Consider the following 17,021-nt stretch of genomic DNA (forward strand, 5'->3'; position numbering starts at 1 on the left):
GGTGGATTGGCTAAAAGCCTGTCAATATCATTTTCCTCAACACCAGCCATTTTTGCTATGCGCCGTAACCGTAAGCACATGACCTCCATTAACACGAATACTTTGTCCTTCTGCAATATTAACAGAATTATTCTGTCTGCTAATTGAAGCACCCTTCGCCAATTTTATTGGTGTTTTTAACGCTTGTGCCAGATCCTCTACCGGATTTAGTAAGTGCTGCAACATCGCCCCATTATATGCTTCCTTATCTTTAATAACTGTATTTTTATAATTAGATGTAAGTGCTCTTGTATTGGGATTAATATAACTTGATATTGATTGCATCATCTCAACCTCCAATTATTTTCATTCCTCTGTCATTCGGAATCTATTCACTCTCCATAACGGTCCAAGTGATCTATTACTTTTATGACCATCTATACCAAGTTCCGCTATTCAAAAGCTGTGACATACTTTCTTCATATCTTTTCACTGCTTTCTGCTGAATGGAACTAGGCACCACATAATCGTTACCAACTTCACTTATTTTCCCATTTACCAGTTCGCAATGTGTCCCGTTTATCACAAATTCTCTGCTTGTATCCACTCCCTGTGACGCAAGAAAATCTAAAATATAATCGGTGTATGTATCTGTCATACTTGAAAAATACTGCTGATCCGCAAAATGTATCAGGGAGTTCAGACCACCTATCATCATATTGCATCTTTCATCATCTGCCTTGCTTCCGTTTCCATAGCCCTCGCCCCAGACAAAATCTTCCTGTACCGTCATGCTGTATCCATTTCCAAGATTAAATCTGCTTCCAACCCCAATCGTGATACTGTTTGTACTGGGATCATATGGTTTGTACCCTCTGGTTTTAAATGGCTGCTGTACGGTTCCAAAGGTTTGAATCTCGGATGGGAGATATGACATACCCGTAATTGCCGTAAACGCTTTCTGCCCATTCACATAAAAGGAAGTATGGGTTGCACTGTCTATATCCGCTGTAATCTCGACTTTCTCATCATTGGCAAAAGGATTCTGTCCGGTCATTCCGGTTCCATATGCAAACAGCATTCTTGTAAACTGATATCTTGTATGCTCATCAAAATGATTCAGTGTCTCTGTATCTTCTCCCTTTACATCTCCATTGCAAAAATCAACAAATTCATTTTTACTGCCATCCTTTGTAGATAGCTTACCTGTTTTTGTGTTATAAACAAAATTATAAGAACTTCCTACGCCTGTTATACCCATTGCATTTCCTCCATTGCATTTTTTCGTTGATATTCCTCTGTCATTCGGAATTTGCAATCACTTTCCTTATATGGTCCAAGTGATTTATAAATATATAAGTAACCATATTATCTCCTACCTTATATAAGTCTCATAACAACTGCCAACATTCTCTTATAACATTATAACTCAGTATCTTTGCTCCTCTTGCTGCCACATAAGCTCTTGACTTCCCAATTTGTTTAAATCTTCTATGCTTTTTTTGAACATTGCGATAAAATCTCTTCTGTCGTTAAGTCCCATATTACCAGCTTCAAGCGGCAGAGACGTGAAACCTCCCTGCTTCTCCACTTTGTAATGTGCCTCCAATGCACGCATTTCGACTACTGTAGCATTTGATGGATTAACATCATTGATATAAATTCTTTGCTCAAACTCTTTCCCGTTTTCATCCACACCTTTCGCTAACACCACTGGATTTTCATCCGTCGAATCATCCGCATATTTAAGGCAATAAGAAAGACCTGTACCATTACCTCCTGTCCACAACATATTATCTGTTGTGAATATCTGGTATACCTTTGGTGTTTCAGCCGTATAAAATGTCTTTTCCGCAGATGCAGGTGCTTTCATATAATTACTTTTTTGTTGACCGTACAATGAAGATACGGTATTCAGACCAGAACTAATGTTCATATTTTTGTTCCTCCAATCAGCTCAAAATTTTCTCTTTTTAATTATTCAAATATACCTGATATGTTAAATTTTAGTATCAAGCGTTGCCTGTGCAGGAGATTTCCCCGACTCTGCCAATTCTCTTGTAACACTATCTAATGCACCATCTTTAATTGGCTTACCAATTTCCCAGTTAGGATCAGCCTTTTTTGCGGCATCATAAAATGCCTGTCTGTAAATTCTCTCATATTTTTCAAGGGTGTACCCGGCAGCCAATCTGTCCTTTTTCTGCATTTTGCGGTACAAATTGTTATATACCTCGGAACGTTTTGTTGTATCTCCATTGTGGACACCGTTTTCACGCAGGAACTCTTTTTTTGTCAGTTCATACATTTCTTCTTTGCTACTATCCGGAATTGATATGATCCTTTTTCTCGAACTTTCATTTTCATCTGTCACTAAAAGTCCTGCCAGTCCATTTACAGGGTTGATATAATCTCCATCCTTGTCATAATGACTCATCAGATTTTTTATTCCCTGAATATTGCCATACATTGCACCATTTCCAGCAGACATCATTTGTTTTACTGCGGCTTTATATTGTTTGCTGTTTGTGTTAATCCCGGCAGCTTTTAACTTGGACTGAACAGAACTGCTGTTCAACTGGGACAACTGAAAACTGCCTATTGCATTTACTCCTGATGTCCCAAATGATTTTTGAAACAAAAAAGCATAATCCGTTATTTTTGACATAAAACATCCTCCCATATTAAACCTGTTATCTTACCTATATCCTTACGCTTTCCTATCAAAAGACGTTTTCTCTTCCAAATAGTTCGGCAGTTCTTTCAATTCTGAGCTTTGGGCATTCTTTTGCGTATGGTATTCATTGAAGTAAATTCCGTAAAATTCTCTTTCCTTTTCCCGCTCAGCCGGAGTTCTTTCGCATCCCCATCCATAACTATCTCCCAGATAGGTCAACACTTTTGTTCCTTGATAAGAAATGTCGGCACCATATCCTTCGCCTGTCAGAATCGGACATTCCAGTGTGCCTCCTCCCGCCAGAGCAAACTTCTTTTGCGCAAGGTTGTTATTTTTCCCCTCTGCCCTCTCCAGAAAATCGAGCAATGATAATTCTCCGATTCCTTTGCATTTCGGATTACCATTTTGACTTTTTACCGCATTTTTAGCCTGCTGATATAATGCCTTTCTGTCAGGGGATACATCGGATATGTATTCTGCACATAACCTTGTTCTCTGCCTGTGAATAGATTCTAATTCCGTTTTACTCGTAGTGTTGGCAGCTCTCTGAGCCAGTTCCTTAATCTCAGAGACAAACTCTGCCTGTGACTTATTGCTTTTCCCTGCACTTGGAATCATAGACCAATCAGGTTCTCCACTTCTCAGCGATACACTATATTTTGTAATAGCAGAACTCGTTGCATTTGAAATCGATATTCCCATGAATTCACCTCATATTTTCTACCTTCTCTGCATATATTTTAACCTCTATATATACTTATCCATTTATCATATTCATTCTTTAAAATTCTCATAACATACTTATTTCCTCTATTTTTTTATCGGATAAAATAACCTGTTCTCCTAGTCCCATATCATCAAACGACCATATTACGCACACAAAGACCATCTCTTTACAAGATAACCACAGCCTTAAATTCATTTTCATCGCAGGAAAGCACCATATCACCGCCATATTTATCCACAACTGCTTTTACATTTAACAGCCCAATGCCGTGATGATCCCCTCTTTTGCTCTTTATCGTGTCATTTTCAATTTCCACCTTTTCTGTCACCGGATTTCTCACCGCAAATATCAGTTTATGATCTTCGCACTCTAATTTCAGATGAATGACCGCTTTTCCGGTATTTTTCAGTACCTTTTCACTCTCCCGGATTGCATTATCCAATAAATTAGAGAGCAGAATCACAATCTCTTCCTCCTCCAGACAGATCTCCTGCAAATCCCCTACTTTTAGGATCACTGCTATGTGTTTTTCCTGCATACTGCGGTATTTCTGGTTTAAAATAGCATTCACCACTGGATGATTTGTGTTGATTGCCGACATCTCGACAGCTATGCTCTCTGTCAGCTTCTGCGTAAAGGAAAGTGCCTCATCTGTGTGTCCATTCTTTATCAATGTCTGGATCGTGGAAAGCTGATTTTTATAATCGTGCATTTTTCTTCGCTGACGCTCATAGATTTCTTCCCGGTCCTGATAATCTGCAATACGATTTTTCTGATTTTGTTCCGTAAGTACCGCAATTTTTATTCTCTCTTCTTTTTCAATGGTATTCTGCATGAACTCCATAAGGATAAGGTTAATCGCAACCAGTCCCACTGAAAGAAATAAAAATACATTCTGCATGTCAATACATCCCGGCATACTCATATCAGTTTCTATGCCAGCACATCAAATGTCGAAACTCCATTTTCTGTCACTCCTGTAGAAGTTGAAGTACCTAGCAGTTCCACCAGTTTTCCTGTTAGGTCTGCCACATCTTTTCCATCAATTTTCAGATTATATTGCCGTTCTTCCTGCTCCTGTTTTTCGGCACGCTGTTTTTCCAGCCGTTCCTCTGTCTCTTTCTTTTCTGCTTTCCTTTTCTCGAGTCTTTCTTCAAGTTCTTTCCTTGCTTTTTCTGTTCCCGGATCAACCTCATCTGTTACCAGTACTTCTTCTGTTATGCTATCATATCCATTTATTGTATCCGTTACACTCAGTACCTTACAGCCACGAGCACTTTGAGCAGCTTTCAATTTTTCGATACTTTCCGGTATTAAAGATAGATTATACTCCAACCATTGTTTTGTCTTTTCATCTCCCATAGCCTTTGACAAAAGAGAACTGTTTATATTTACGGAATAATCCCTGCTTCGTAAACAATCGTATTTTTGTGTTAAATAGTTCTTATATTCATGAGCATTCTTATATGTCCTGCCCGTTTTGTTTCCAGCATTTTGTGTATTGCCATAACTATTCGTATATGACGCATATGTTCCTATTCCTGTAACTGCCATATTAACATATCTCCTTTCATTATTCGGAGTCCTTCCAACTATGCCACCTGTTGGATTTCTCTCAGAATCAATATAATATTGATCACACGCTAGCTTCAAATATACTTTGACTAATACCTTTCATCCACATATTCTGCGTTGCTCCATATCCTCTTTCCTGCCCTATATCATACAATCCACTGCTGTCAAATCCTATTTTTAATACCAAATCATTTTCTTTCTTCCAGCCATTTTTAGCATATTGCAGCCATCTCTTAGAATAAAGTTCATACCCTGCACCATTTTTAGATTTTTCCTTAAACAATGCCAGTAAATCTGTACCATCCTCTGCAATAAAAGTACCATTTTTATATGTCGCATTGCGTGCATCATATCCAGTTGTCTCATACACTTCATGCCATAAAGAATATTGGTTTGCCTTTGTCATATTTGCCTGCGAATTAACAATTTCATTATCTGCATCATGCATACAAATCCACGCATGCGTCCAAATATTTTTTGCATTATCTCCTTCATTCAGCAATTTTTCTATCTGCGATAATGTATCTCTATCTGCATTTCCCGACACCGTTAGTTGATATGTATATGGGTCAATAGAAAATACCAAATCTGCCTGTTTTGATATTGATATCCCATTCTTTGAAAGTAGATTTGAAATTTGCTGATTTACAACACTTCTGGCATGCTGTTTTTCCCTGTCAGTATTGCGTACATAACCAACACTTCTTGAACCACCTGTATATACATCCTTGTAATTCCTTAATGCATAATCATACCGGGCAAATCCAGCCGAATATTTTCCTCCTGTTTGTAACATTCTTTTCTCATTGCGGTAAGCTATGGAACGCTGATCTTCTGTCATATATGAGCAAAAATTAGGTGAGGTCACATCACAATATTTTGATTCGATATATGCCATTGGATCAGAATGAGACAAATTTTCTTTGTACACTTTATCATAATGCTCCTGCAAAACTTTTTGTACGAAACGATCCTCCTCTGTAAGTCCATCATATTGATATCCTACAGTTGTACCAGTGCTGGAAGTATTGGGCAGGTTGTTTAAATCCCTGCCCGCTGGAATGTTATTATAATAGTCAGAATTATTTACAGTAACCATATTATCCCCCTGCCTTATATAAGTCTTATAATCTGTATCATGTAAATCATACTGGAACCTTATCGATAAACTTTTTTCATTTTATTTTCCACATTTTTTCTTCATTATTCGGAGTTCTTCCGACTATGTCACCTATTAGATTTCTCTCAGCCTCAATATGATATGTAATCCAAGTTCTCTTTTTTTCCTATGTTCAAATGACTAAGCACTATTTATACTTACTATTTGCATTTGGCAAATTAAGATATGTATCCATACTTTTCGTCCAAAGCAACGATAAGTCAAACCTTCCCAATTTGTTTAAATCTTCTATGCTTTTTTTGAACATTGCGATAAAATCTCTTCTGTCGTTAAGTCCCATATTACCAGCTTCAAGCGGCAGAGACGTGAAACCTCCCTGCTTCTCCACTTTGTAATGTGCCTCCAATGCACGCATTTCGACTACTGTAGCATTTGATGGATTAACGTCATTTATATATATTCTTTGTTCAAACTCTTTTCCATTTTCATCCACACCTTTCGCTAACACCACTGGATTTTCATCCGTCGAATCATCCGCATATTTAAGGCAATAAGAAAGACCTGTACCATTACCTCCTGTCCACAACATATTATCTGTTGTAAATATCTGATATACCTTTGGTGTTTCTGCCGTATAAAATGTCTTTTCCCCAGATGCAGGAGTTTTCATTTGATTACCTTTTTGTTGACCGTACAATGAAGATACGGTATTCATACCAGAACCAATGTTCATATTTCTGTTCCTCCAATCAGCTCAAAATTTTCTCTATATGCCAGTCCAGTTTCTGCCTCAACTTTTTTGGATAAAAGTGTTTTCAACACCTAATCCCATATTAACTTTCCACGGTTCTTCTGTCAGTCGGAACCGCACCTGCTCTCTCCTATGGAGTCCAAGCTTACTTTTTCTACTATATTCAAATAACTAAGCCCTATTTATGCTTACTGCTTGCATTTAGATAAGTATTCATATTTCGCATATAAAACATCTGCAAATCATACCTTCCTAATTTATTCATATCCTGTATAACCTTTTCAAAGCTGGATATAAGGTCGCATCTGTCATTTAATCCCATACACCCAGTTTCTTGCGGAAAAGAACTGAGACTATTCCCCTTGTCGACGTTATAATATGCCTCCAAAGCACTCATTTCAACATAAGAAGCATTTCTCAAATTAATATCATTAATGTTAATCTTTTCTTCAAATTCTTTTCCATTTTCGTCAACGCCTTTGGCTATCACTACAGGATTATCCTCTGTTGACTCTTCTGCGTATTTAATATAAAACGAAAGACCTGTTCCATTTCCACCTGAAAACAACATATCATCCGTCTTTAAATACACCTTCACTGATGTCTGAGAAAATGCCTCATTTTCGGCAACATATGTTTTGCTATTATTTTTCTGCTTTCCAAATACTTCCGATGCACTTTGCACTCCCGAACCAATACGCATTTAATTACCTCCTAGTATAATATTATATATCGATTATTATAAGTTGATATAGTCAGTAAAGTCCTCAATTATCAATTGTACTTTTTATTATGTTTTCATTAAAAGTATTGGCAATATTTTCATAAGCAGCTATGGCAACCGCCCTATCTACTTCCGATAATACATTAACAGCCGATATATTATCATCAAAAGCCGCATCTTTTTTACTCTTTTGCATATTAATCTCTTCTATCTGTCTGCGCTTTTCTGCCGCCTCCTCACTGCGCTCTAAATATTGTCTACGCCGTTTAGCCTTCTCTTCATCTTCAGCTTTCATTTGCGCCTCTATCTTTGCTTTTTTTTCTGGTGAAACATCTCCACAAACATAATAGTGTGCAGTTCCATCCGGGTGAATAACCATACCATAAGATTGAATCTCAAACCCCCCGACTGCCATCTGCGCCTTCACAGTTGACTGCGAAGCAAAAAAATCCTGTATCATCTTTTCGTAATAAGCTGCTTTTTGGGGATCATTTGCCATTGTTTCCAAAACATTGGGTGCAATCACAATATTATTCATCCCATATGTCCCCGTCCCCAATGAATCCATACTCTTTTGATCACTTCCAACATTTTGGATCATTATATTCCCATATTTAGCCTTTAAATATTCAGTGTAGGTATCTACTTTTGAAACACTATTTTCATTTGGCTTCTGTACTTTCTCTGTATTATCACCCTCTTTAGCAGATAAAATCTTATTGAAATCTAAATGATTGGCTTGCCCTGTCGTCTTATTCTGTTGATACCTATAATTCTGATTATAAGCATTAACTGAATTTTCAACGCCTAATCCCATATTAACTCCTTTCCACGGTTCTTCTGTCAGTCAGAACCGTACCTGCTCTCTCCATCCGAAGACCAAGTAGTAACCTTTAATTGATTTATTGGATATAGAAATTGATACTATGCATATGTATCAAAACCTACCTTATTTTTAGTTGTCGCTTCTATAGCAATCATATTTTCTGTTTTTTTATCTTCTTTTTCTTTATCCTCTTTCATTCTCTCCAGCCATTTGTCAATTTCTGAATCCGTACCAGTCTCTCCAAAAATGCCACAGGTTGTCATTTCGGTTCCATTATTCGTAAACTTAAACTCCACTGATATCAGTTTACTACCATGACTTATTGCCGCCTTCTGTGCATTTCGTATAACATCTGGCATAATTGCTAAATTTTCCTCAAGCCATTTCGCAGTTTTTTCATCTCCACATGCCTTTCGCATTACACTTCTGTCAATCAATACAGAAGCATTTTTGCATGGAGTCAAACATTTATACTTGTTAGTCAAATACTTTGAATAGTCTGATACATTTTTAAACTTATTGGCTGAATTCATAGTGTATCCCGCATAATAATTCTTTTCACTATTCTTTGATGGCTTTACATTTTCATTTTTTACATTTCCGTATGTGTATGTATTGGCATACGATGATACTCCATTAATTCCCATACTGCATCTCTCCTTTCTATTTAGCCTTGATTTTTTATTTGCAGGCTATTGGGTTTTGTTCGATACGCTTACTGCCATTGTAAAATTTGCCTCATAAGAAGCTACTGCCTGACTTATTGTGACAGTCTTAGCAAACGAACTACTCTCAGCCACCAATCGAGTTCTGGCATCCTGAGCGGATAACCTTTTATTTTGCGCATATTCTTCATAAGCTGTTCTTTCCGCTTGTTTTTTCTGAATCCGCTTTTTTTCCTGTTGTTTCTTTACCTGATTTTCTATTCTCTTTTTATTTTCTATTCTGCGCTCCCAAAAACTATTTTTTGACTTATCATTAAAAATCTTCCCACCATTCCCATTGTTATAACCAGCACTCCACATCTCAGCATGACATTCTTCTTTTGATGCTCCATAATATATTGTAGAAAACGCTCCTCCGCATATACCGGACCATTTATCTGGTTGTGACCAACCCACTTGCAAATCATTTAATACCCATGCTTCATACTCTGGATCATTCTTCATTGCTTCAAAACCTGCCTCTGAAATTGTAACAGATATTGACTCGCCTGCTCTTGTGGGGTGCATTGGAATTTGAGATATTTTATTGTAAATGTACTGCTTGTATTCCACCATCGTCATATCTTTAGCAGACACAGAACCTATTTTTGAATTGCCCACTATACTTCCACTAGCTTCGCTCTTTTCTCTTACACTATCCGCAAACCTTGTATCTTCCTTCTCCTGATCTTTAGCCGCATTTTTCTGTTGGTACTGATTGTAAGCCCGTGTCATATAGTTCACATTAATTGTATTACTCATAGTAACCTCCTTTGCTTTCTTTATCGGATAAAATAACCTGTTCTCCTAGTCCCATATCATCAAACGACCATATTACGCATACAAAGACCATCTCTTTACAAGATGACCACTGCCTTAAATTCATTTTCATCGCAGGAAAGCACCATATCACCGCCATATTTATCCACAACTGCTTTTACATTTAACAATCCAATGCCGTGATGATCCCCTCTTTTGCTCTTTATTGTGTCATTTTCAATTTCCACCTTTTCTGTCACCGGATTTCTCACCGCAAATATCAGTTTATGATCTTCGCACTCTAATTTCAGATGAATGACCGCTTTTCCGGTATTTTTCAGTACCTTTTCACTCTCCCGGATTGCATTATCCAGTAAATTGGAGAGCAGGATCACGATCTCTTCCTCCTCCAGACAGATCTCCTGCAGATCCCCTACTTTTAGGATCACTGCTATGTGTTTCTCCTGCATGCTGCGGTACTTCTGGTTTAAAACAGCATTGACCACCGGATGGTTCGTGTTGATTGCCGACATCTCGACAGCTATGCTCTCTGTCAGCTTCTGCGTAAATGAAAGTGCCTCATCTGTGTGTCCATTCTTTATCAATGTCTGGATCGTGGAAAGCTGATTTTTATAATCGTGCATTTTTCTTCGCTGACGCTCATAGATTTCTTCCCGGTCCTGATAATCTGCAATACGATTTTTCTGATTTTGTTCCGTAAGTACCGCAATTTTTATTCTCTCTTCTTTTTCAATGGTATTCTGCATGAACTCCATAAGGATAAGGTTAATCGCAACCAGTCCCACCGAAAGAAATAAAAATACATTCTGCATATCATCGTTTTCTGAATAAAACATAAGAATGAAACCGACCACCGTAAATACAGGAACACAGAAAAACTGTAACCATTCTTTTCCTGTAATCAGACCGCAGCTTTTTCTTGTCTTGCTAAATCTTCTGATAAACAACATCAGAATGATAAAAACCGTCTTTGATATCAGTGCCTGTAAAAACCATTTTTCTTGGATTGAACCTCTTCTTCCCAGCAAAACAGTCACATAATCAATCAATACAAGCATTGTATAGTTGATGATTGAAAACAAAAAACTCTGCCGGAAGGAAACTTCATAATAAGCCAGATTCAGGAAAGACATAACCAGTATAATCGGGATACATTTTAACATTCCGATCCATGCCCCTGTGACTGCTACCAGATAAAGCACTCCGCAATAAACAAAAAATCTATATCTGTTCCTATATCCGCCATCTCTTTTTTCCATAAAAGTATCAAAAAAGTATAGCGTTCCTTTTACTTCCAGCATTTCCGCAATAAATGTCAATACCCAGAATGTCATGTTATTCTTCTCCCTTATACAGCATATATTCCCTCTTTACCTGTGCATATCGTGCCTTGGGAACCGGAATCTTTTTTCCCGTGGTAAGTGTCATCACATAACCGCTGATTTTTGTGATGTACCTCATATTTACAAGAAAACTTAGATGTGCCCGCACGAATCCCATATCCTTGAATTCATTTTCCAGTTCATCCAGTTTTTTATAAATCTGAAATGTCCCTTTTTCTGTATAAAATACATTTTTGTGAAGCTCTGTTTCTATATAAATGATGTCATCTGCATAAAGTTTTATCGTTCCTTCCACAAAACGAAATTCGAGAATCCTACGGTTTTTATTAATTTCTGCTATCAAATCATCCATACATTCTTCTATAGTATCTGCAAGGTTATCTTTCAGCAGAAAACGGCTTGCTTTCACCTTATATCCATCCAGTGCGTAATTCATGTATGCCGTCACCAGCACAACCGGAAGTTTTGGATATTTTTCTTTAATCCTCATAGCTGTTTTCAGCCCATCCATCCCCTGCATATTGATGTCCAGAAATAATAGCTGACACGCTTCCAAAGCCGATTGATCTTCGCATAACTGTTCTCCGGATTCATATTCTGTAATAGCAAACTCATAATTCTTTTTTTCACCATAGTCTGACAGCAAATCTGACAAATTTTTTCTGTCATCTATCCTGTCATCACAAATAATAATGTTCATATTTTTCATTCCTGTCTTTGATTGCTCTCATACCTGTAAACCATACAAGTCTCACCTAGCACTCTTTATTATATCAAACAAATCTTTCACTCGATCATTCTCTGCATCAAATGACTATTTTGCGCATAGAACGACTATCTCCTATAGAAACGCAGAAGCACTGTATCTCAAACTCTTTGAAATACAATGCTTCCCTGCATTTTCTATATCGTCATGTTGATATTATTATTTTACTATCCTGCACACTCTCTGGGAGTGACTATATCTATCAAAAAAGAAGCCAGCAGTTTATTCACGCACTACTGACTTCCTATATTATTCATTTTATTTACTTCGCTGCGTCTCAGACAAGTTTTCCATCTTTAAACACAATCTCTTTTATTTCTTAATATGCTTAAAAAGTTTCGTAACAAACAAGGCTTTCAAGCGCTTTTCTATCCTTTGAATGTCTGTCTGGTGATGCCTTTTCTGTGTCAGCATATCCCACCGCAATAATTGCTATTGGTTCAAGGTTACTTGGAATATTAAACTCATTTCTGATAATCTCAGGATCAAAATATGTAAGCCAACAAGAACTAAGTCCTAAATCCTCTGCTTCTAATACTATATGATCCGCAACTATTGTTGCATCAACACTTACCATATCCTTTTTATCAAACGGACGCACAAAAACATCTGAATGATCCCCACATACAATGATAGCCAACGGGGCGCCATGATAATTTACTCCTTTAGACAATTTTTCTTTTGCTTCTTGGCTACTAATTACTAACAGTCTCTGCGACTGAGCATTTGCTGCTGTTGGAGCAATTCTAGCAGCCTCCAGAATTTTGTCCAATTTTTCCTTTTCAATCTCATCAGTTTTATACTTTCTTACAGAACATCTCTGTTTTGCTAAAGATAAAAACTCCATAAAAATATTCCTCACTTTCATTTTTAATACATTTTTGTTGTGCCTGCTCAACAAGTACGCTATAATGCTATCACAGTATTTCTTTTTTACAAGTACGCACTTTTAAGTGCCATACTACCCAAAATGATACTATGGATTCAAATTTCAGGAGGTCGTATATAATGAAACCATGTCAATCTTTCCAATGTCCAGTAGAAGCAACCCTTCAGCTTATAGGTGGTAAATATAAGTCACTTATCCTATGGCATCTCATTGGAAAAACACTTAGATTTAATGAATTAGGAAAGCTCATTAAATCTGCAACTCCCAAAATGCTTACCCAGCAACTTAGAGAATTAGAAAATGACGGATTAATCAACAGGGTCGTTTATCCTGTAGTTCCTCCCAAAACCGAATACTCTGATACGTTTTGTCAAGGGTGTTTAAGAACTTTTTTCGCTGTCATTCAAAATCAGACGCTTGATTTTGTCGCTCATGGTTTCTTTGCTCGTTTCACTGAAATGGATTTTGACGCGGTAGGTGGTCTTTCCGATTTTCTTTATCATTACAGGTGGCGCGGCTTCCTTTACGGTCAGAGGGGAAGCGGTTGCGGGGGTGCTGCGGTTGCTGGTGTCGTTGTTCATAGGCTCTCCTTTCCATGAGAAAAGCCCCATGCGGTCATACATGGGGCGGTGGTTTTGAGGTTGAAGTGGCGAAGTGGCAAAGTGGCAAGGTATCTGGGTTTTGCCACTTGGATTTTGCCGTTTCACTTTTTAAGAGCGTGATACCATGCCGCGCCAATGCGCTTTGAGGTAATGCGCCCGTCAAGGTTTCTCTTTGCCGCCCGGACGGTACGGGCGGATATGCCCGCTTCTGTAGCGGCTTTCTCTATGTCCTCGCTGGCAAGCTCTTTCCCGTCTGCCAGTAAATCCAGTATCAGCCGTTCCGCCTGTTCGGTTTTGGTGGCGGTGTTGCCGCCCGCGCCGGACAGCAGCTCGTCGGCGGTGATGTCGTATTCGCCTATCCATGAAAAGCCCGTTTCCGGGTCAAGGCAAAAGGCAACGGGCTTGCCCTCCGGCGCAAGGGAAGATTTGTCATGGACGATAACGCGCACATTCGGTTCTCGCTTCACGCGCCCGATCAGCAGGACGCTCCTTGCTGCGGCGCGGAAGTCGATAGAACCTAAGCCCCGGTATGCGCTCTGCCCTCCGGCAGCTTTGTTGAGATGTCCGATAAGGATAACGGCGCACCCGGTACGCTCGGCAACATCGGCAAGGCGGCGGAACATGGGGCGCACTTCGTTTGCCCGGTTCATGTCGGTTTTTTCGCCCATGTACGCCTGTATGGGGTCAAGGATAATCAGCCGCGCCCCGTTCTGCGTGATTGCCTTTTCTATGCGCTCATCGGACAGGGTAAGCTCCCGCTTGGCTTCATCAATCACAAGCACCCGGTCAAGGTCTGCGGCGGCTTCTATCAAGCGTGGCTTGACGGTATCGCCCAGCCCGTCCTCGGCGGTCTGGTAAATTACTTGGAATGGCGGCAAGGGCTTCATTCCCGGCAGCGTTCCCCCGGTGGTGCAGGCGGCGGCAAGGCGTAGGGCAAAAGTGGTCTTGCCCTCGCCGGGATTGCCCTGCACAATGGTTACTTTCCCAAAGGGAATATACGGCTCCCATAGCCATTCAACGGTCTGTGTGTCAACCTCGCTCATGCGGATAATCTCAACGGTTTCTTCCTGCGGCGGCTCTTTCAAGCCGTAGATTGCTTCCCGCAAATACTTCCCGTCTGTGATTTCTGCCCGGTGCTGCAATACCTCGTTCCAGTCCTTGAAAAGAGGGATAAGCCGATGGACGGTCAAGCCCTCCGGCACAAGCTCCGCAAGGCGGCTGCAAGCGTCGCTTCCGGCTTGGTCGCTGTCAAGGCAGAGAAAAACGGTCTTGATGTTCGGACGGTCAGAGAGAAAGCGCAACAGGGCTTTTTCTCCCACGCCGCCCAACGCCAGATAGCTTTGCTTCTGCCAGTCCTTTTTGAACAGGCAGAGGAAAGATAAGAGGTCTATCGGGGCTTCAAAGACAAACAACCTTTCGCCCTCGCCACGGTAGCAGAAGTTAAAGGCTTTGTCGCTGCCTTTCACATCAAGCCGAAAACTCCCGGCTGTGCCGCGCTGATGGGCGTATCGCGGTATGCCGCTTTCATCTCTGCCGACGAATACGGCGTTATGGTGGGCGGCTTCCTCGTAAATATCCCCGGTGGAAAAGAAAAAGCCCGTCACATCTTCATCAATGCGGCGGGCTGCTGTGAGGTAGTTCCTCGCTATGCGGTTGTCGGTGCTGCGGGGTGGTAGCCGGAAGTCGGATAGGGGCGCGGGGCTTGGTCTGTCCAGCGGCGGGGCGGCTCCTTTTTCGCCTGTCAGCAGTTCAACGGCTTCGGTGAAGCTCTTGCCGAAAAACTCCATGACAAAATCAATGGGTGCACCGCCCTTGCTCTGGCTGTGCCTGTACCATTTGTTTCCCCGGACGGTCAGGCTGTCGTGCCGCTTCCAGCGGTATTCCTGTCCGGCGCGGGTAAGCTGCTGCCCTGTGATTGCAGGAAAGAAACAAGGTCGGCTTGGTTGGCGCGGTCTATCTGTTCTTGGGTGTAATACATAAAAGTTCAACTCCTTTCAGCGGTCTATATCATGCCGTTTGGTGCGGCTCTGCGTCTGCTCCGCTTGGTCGGCGCGGAGTGCAATATCCACGCATTTGCGGATTTTTTGAAGCTCTGAAACATTGGTGCGGGTATCTTTCAGTTTGGTATAATCGCTGTCCCTCTGTGTTTTGAGGTCAGCATATTCCTGTTCCCATTCCGCAATAGGCAAGGTCTTTGTTCCTTTCTGCAGATTTGCATGGAGATAGCGACTTGCTGCGTTCCATAGGGTCAGCTCGGCGCGGTGGGCTTCCTCGTACTTGTCGCGCTTGTTTGTCCAGCCGTTTTGCAGCTTTTTCAGTTCATCGTGAATGGGCTTGTACTCTGTGTAGTTCTTCCCGTATTCAATTAGCTTTTGTAGCTTCTTCATGCGTTCCTCGGCGGTTTTCATTCCTGCCCGGATTGAATAGGCTCTATCACTGACAGAGGAAAGGGAAGCGTCAAGCTCATCAAGATTAGAGATACCATGCTCGGAGAGATAGTTGACCGCTGCCGCTATGGTTTTCAGTTCATCGGCTGTGTGCTGTTGTTGCCAACGCTGCGAATACTTCCGGCTCTTTTCTCTCTGAACGCTCAAATACTTCATCAACAGATTTGCAAGGTTGGGAGATTGCGGCGGCGGCTTCGGGGCGGTTTCCCACACTTTGAACAGGTCGGCAATCCATTCTTTGAGCTTGCTAACCTGCGCCCGGATTTCCCGTATAAGGCGGTTTGCTTTTTGGATATTTCGGTTCAGTTCGCCTTTCTCGGTGGCTACACCTTTCTTCTCCATTTGACAGGCGGCTACGCCCATATGGACGGTCGGTATTTCGTCAATGCCGCGCTCGGCGTTGCTGCGGTGGTCGATACGCTCCGGGCTTCCGTTTCTCTCCAAAAAGTCGTTGGTATAGTCAGCCCATGCCTTGCGCCACAAGAGGGTGTTGTCCTTGTCGTTCCAGCCTGTAAGGTCAATTTTGTGCGTCTTGTATCTGCCACTTGGCAAGCGGATACGCTCGCCGTTTTCGTCAAGGTCATATTCCTTTTTGGATTTCGCCGCCCATGCTCCGCGCTCGTCAAGGGGGCGCATGGTAAGCATAATATGACAATGGGGGTTGCCGCTGTTGGTGTCGTGGATAACAAAATCCACACACATTCCTCTGGAAACAAATTGAGAGGAACAGTATTCCCGGACAAGCCGGATCTGTTCCTCTCTGGATAATTCTATGGGGAGTGCTGCGTCAATCTCACGCGCAAGCTGGGCGTTCCCGGCTTTCTCGTAAAGCTCCACGCTGTTCCACAAGGTTGAACGGTCAGAAAATGAGGGCGGTGCGTGGGGCGGCAACATGATTTCTGTATGGACAACGCCGCCTTTGCGAGTGTAGTCATGAGTCATTCCGTCCCATTCGTTTGTCAGCTTTTCGCCGCTTCGGTAGGCGGCTGCGGCAACGGCTGATTTGCCTTTTCCTCGGCTCACAATGCCGATGTTCCAATGGTAAATGGCTATGGGTATCACCTCCCGGATAGGATAATAAAACCCGCAAAAATGGTACAGACGCCAACGG

General features: G+C 41.1%; 18 protein-coding genes and 2 pseudogenes. 1 reads left to right on the forward strand and 19 read right to left on the reverse strand.

Features of this window, described 5'->3' with window-relative positions:
• Positions 1–36 precede the first annotated feature (36 nt).
• The 16 genes from DXB39_RS13510 to DXB39_RS13585 form a co-directional block, all read right to left on the reverse strand.
• Positions 37–327 (reverse strand): hypothetical protein, encoded by a 291-nt coding sequence (locus DXB39_RS13510; RefSeq protein WP_012744351.1) that lies wholly within the window; start codon positions 325–327, stop codon positions 37–39.
• A gap of 79 nt (positions 328–406) precedes the next feature.
• Positions 407–1,240, reverse strand: a complete 834-nt coding sequence (locus DXB39_RS13515) for a hypothetical protein (protein ID WP_015517474.1) — start codon at positions 1,238–1,240, stop codon at positions 407–409.
• A gap of 168 nt (positions 1,241–1,408) precedes the next feature.
• On the reverse strand, positions 1,409–1,915 hold the full coding sequence (locus DXB39_RS13520; protein WP_117485423.1) for a hypothetical protein: 507 nt from the start codon (positions 1,913–1,915) through the stop codon (positions 1,409–1,411).
• Positions 1,916–1,978: 63 nt separating this feature from the next.
• The gene (locus tag DXB39_RS13525) at positions 1,979–2,647 is read right to left on the reverse strand and encodes a DUF3879 family protein (RefSeq protein WP_117465418.1); all 669 of its coding nucleotides are present in this window, start codon (positions 2,645–2,647) and stop codon (positions 1,979–1,981) included.
• 42 nt (positions 2,648–2,689) lie between these two features.
• A complete protein-coding gene (locus tag DXB39_RS13530) occupies positions 2,690–3,358 on the reverse strand; it encodes a hypothetical protein (RefSeq protein ID WP_117465419.1) in 669 nt (222 codons plus the stop codon).
• 191 nt (positions 3,359–3,549) lie between these two features.
• Positions 3,550–4,284: a sensor histidine kinase gene (locus DXB39_RS13535; protein ID WP_243006051.1), complete on the reverse strand. Its 735-nt coding sequence runs from the start codon at positions 4,282–4,284 to the stop codon at positions 3,550–3,552.
• Positions 4,285–4,316: 32 nt separating this feature from the next.
• A complete protein-coding gene (locus DXB39_RS13540; RefSeq protein WP_242994368.1) occupies positions 4,317–4,937 on the reverse strand; it encodes a DUF6033 family protein in 621 nt (206 codons plus the stop codon).
• Between the two features lie 82 nt (positions 4,938–5,019).
• Positions 5,020–6,057 carry a DUF4885 family protein gene (locus tag DXB39_RS13545; RefSeq protein ID WP_117842308.1) on the reverse strand — a complete coding sequence of 346 codons (1,038 nt, stop codon included), beginning with the start codon at positions 6,055–6,057 and terminating at the stop codon, positions 5,020–5,022.
• Between the two features lie 208 nt (positions 6,058–6,265).
• A complete protein-coding gene (locus DXB39_RS13550) occupies positions 6,266–6,811 on the reverse strand; it encodes a hypothetical protein (protein WP_117842307.1) in 546 nt (181 codons plus the stop codon).
• 196 nt (positions 6,812–7,007) lie between these two features.
• Positions 7,008–7,532: a hypothetical protein gene (locus DXB39_RS13555; RefSeq protein WP_117842306.1), complete on the reverse strand. Its 525-nt coding sequence runs from the start codon at positions 7,530–7,532 to the stop codon at positions 7,008–7,010.
• Positions 7,533–7,596: 64 nt separating this feature from the next.
• A complete protein-coding gene (locus DXB39_RS13560; RefSeq protein WP_117842305.1) occupies positions 7,597–8,370 on the reverse strand; it encodes a DUF6033 family protein in 774 nt (257 codons plus the stop codon).
• Between the two features lie 107 nt (positions 8,371–8,477).
• On the reverse strand, positions 8,478–9,026 hold the full coding sequence (locus DXB39_RS13565) for a hypothetical protein (RefSeq protein ID WP_117842304.1): 549 nt from the start codon (positions 9,024–9,026) through the stop codon (positions 8,478–8,480).
• Positions 9,027–9,071: 45 nt separating this feature from the next.
• A complete protein-coding gene (locus DXB39_RS13570) occupies positions 9,072–9,845 on the reverse strand; it encodes a hypothetical protein (RefSeq protein ID WP_117842303.1) in 774 nt (257 codons plus the stop codon).
• A 95-nt stretch (positions 9,846–9,940) separates the two neighbouring features.
• Complete coding sequence (locus DXB39_RS13575; protein ID WP_117842302.1) at positions 9,941–11,197, reverse strand: sensor histidine kinase; 1,257 nt, start codon at positions 11,195–11,197, stop codon at positions 9,941–9,943.
• 1 nt (position 11,198) lies between these two features.
• Entirely contained in the window at positions 11,199–11,906 is a 708-nt protein-coding gene (locus DXB39_RS13580; protein ID WP_242994370.1) for a LytR/AlgR family response regulator transcription factor, read from the reverse strand.
• 394 nt (positions 11,907–12,300) lie between these two features.
• Positions 12,301–12,819, reverse strand: coding sequence for a nitroreductase family protein (locus DXB39_RS13585; RefSeq protein WP_069432379.1), 519 nt, complete (start codon positions 12,817–12,819; stop codon positions 12,301–12,303).
• 161 nt (positions 12,820–12,980) lie between these two features.
• Between DXB39_RS13585 and DXB39_RS13590 the strand changes: the two are divergent.
• Positions 12,981–13,220: pseudogene (locus tag DXB39_RS13590) on the forward strand (winged helix-turn-helix transcriptional regulator); the annotation flags it as partial.
• Positions 13,221–13,241: 21 nt separating this feature from the next.
• Here the strand turns inward: DXB39_RS13590 and DXB39_RS15280 are convergent.
• The 3 genes and pseudogenes from DXB39_RS15280 to mobQ all read right to left on the reverse strand — a co-directional run bounded on the left by DXB39_RS15280 (position 13,242) and on the right by mobQ (position 16,972).
• A complete protein-coding gene (locus DXB39_RS15280; RefSeq protein ID WP_005928600.1) occupies positions 13,242–13,484 on the reverse strand; it encodes a transposon-encoded TnpW family protein in 243 nt (80 codons plus the stop codon).
• Between the two features lie 80 nt (positions 13,485–13,564).
• A pseudogene (locus DXB39_RS13600) lies at positions 13,565–15,441 on the reverse strand (AAA family ATPase).
• A 16-nt stretch (positions 15,442–15,457) separates the two neighbouring features.
• The gene (gene mobQ / locus DXB39_RS13605; protein ID WP_117842312.1) at positions 15,458–16,972 is read right to left on the reverse strand and encodes a MobQ family relaxase; all 1,515 of its coding nucleotides are present in this window, start codon (positions 16,970–16,972) and stop codon (positions 15,458–15,460) included.
• Between the last annotated feature and the right edge of the window lie 49 nt (positions 16,973–17,021).

It is taken from the genome of Roseburia sp. OM03-7AC (assembly GCF_003462625.1).
Taxonomy (GTDB): Bacteria; Bacillota; Clostridia; order Lachnospirales; family Lachnospiraceae; genus Roseburia_C; species Roseburia_C amylophila.

Bases quoted from the DNA above. Each gene is read 5' to 3' on its own strand.
- DXB39_RS13560 (WP_117842305.1), bottom strand. From the start codon at position 8,370: ATGGGATTAGGCGTTGAAAATTCAGTTAATGCTTATAATCAGAATTAT.
- DXB39_RS13575 (WP_117842302.1), bottom strand. From the start codon at position 11,197: ATGACATTCTGGGTATTGACATTTATTGCGGAAATGCTGGAAGTAAAA.
- DXB39_RS13545 (WP_117842308.1), bottom strand. From the start codon at position 6,057: ATGGTTACTGTAAATAATTCTGACTATTATAATAACATTCCAGCGGGC.
- DXB39_RS13550 (WP_117842307.1), bottom strand. From the start codon at position 6,811: ATGAACATTGGTTCTGGTATGAATACCGTATCTTCATTGTACGGTCAA.
- DXB39_RS13515 (WP_015517474.1), bottom strand. From the start codon at position 1,240: ATGGGTATAACAGGCGTAGGAAGTTCTTATAATTTTGTTTATAACACA.
- DXB39_RS13520 (WP_117485423.1), bottom strand. From the start codon at position 1,915: ATGAACATTAGTTCTGGTCTGAATACCGTATCTTCATTGTACGGTCAA.
- DXB39_RS15280 (WP_005928600.1), bottom strand. From the start codon at position 13,484: ATGTATGACCGCATGGGGCTTTTCTCATGGAAAGGAGAGCCTATGAAC.
- DXB39_RS13585 (WP_069432379.1), bottom strand. From the start codon at position 12,819: ATGGAGTTTTTATCTTTAGCAAAACAGAGATGTTCTGTAAGAAAGTAT.
- DXB39_RS13565 (WP_117842304.1), bottom strand. From the start codon at position 9,026: ATGGGAATTAATGGAGTATCATCGTATGCCAATACATACACATACGGA.
- DXB39_RS13580 (WP_242994370.1), bottom strand. From the start codon at position 11,906: ATGAACATTATTATTTGTGATGACAGGATAGATGACAGAAAAAATTTG.
- DXB39_RS13540 (WP_242994368.1), bottom strand. From the start codon at position 4,937: ATGGCAGTTACAGGAATAGGAACATATGCGTCATATACGAATAGTTAT.
- DXB39_RS13570 (WP_117842303.1), bottom strand. From the start codon at position 9,845: ATGAGTAATACAATTAATGTGAACTATATGACACGGGCTTACAATCAG.
- DXB39_RS13535 (WP_243006051.1), bottom strand. From the start codon at position 4,284: ATGCAGAATGTATTTTTATTTCTTTCAGTGGGACTGGTTGCGATTAAC.
- DXB39_RS13555 (WP_117842306.1), bottom strand. From the start codon at position 7,532: ATGCGTATTGGTTCGGGAGTGCAAAGTGCATCGGAAGTATTTGGAAAG.
- DXB39_RS13510 (WP_012744351.1), bottom strand. From the start codon at position 327: ATGATGCAATCAATATCAAGTTATATTAATCCCAATACAAGAGCACTT.
- DXB39_RS13525 (WP_117465418.1), bottom strand. From the start codon at position 2,647: ATGTCAAAAATAACGGATTATGCTTTTTTGTTTCAAAAATCATTTGGG.
- DXB39_RS13530 (WP_117465419.1), bottom strand. From the start codon at position 3,358: ATGGGAATATCGATTTCAAATGCAACGAGTTCTGCTATTACAAAATAT.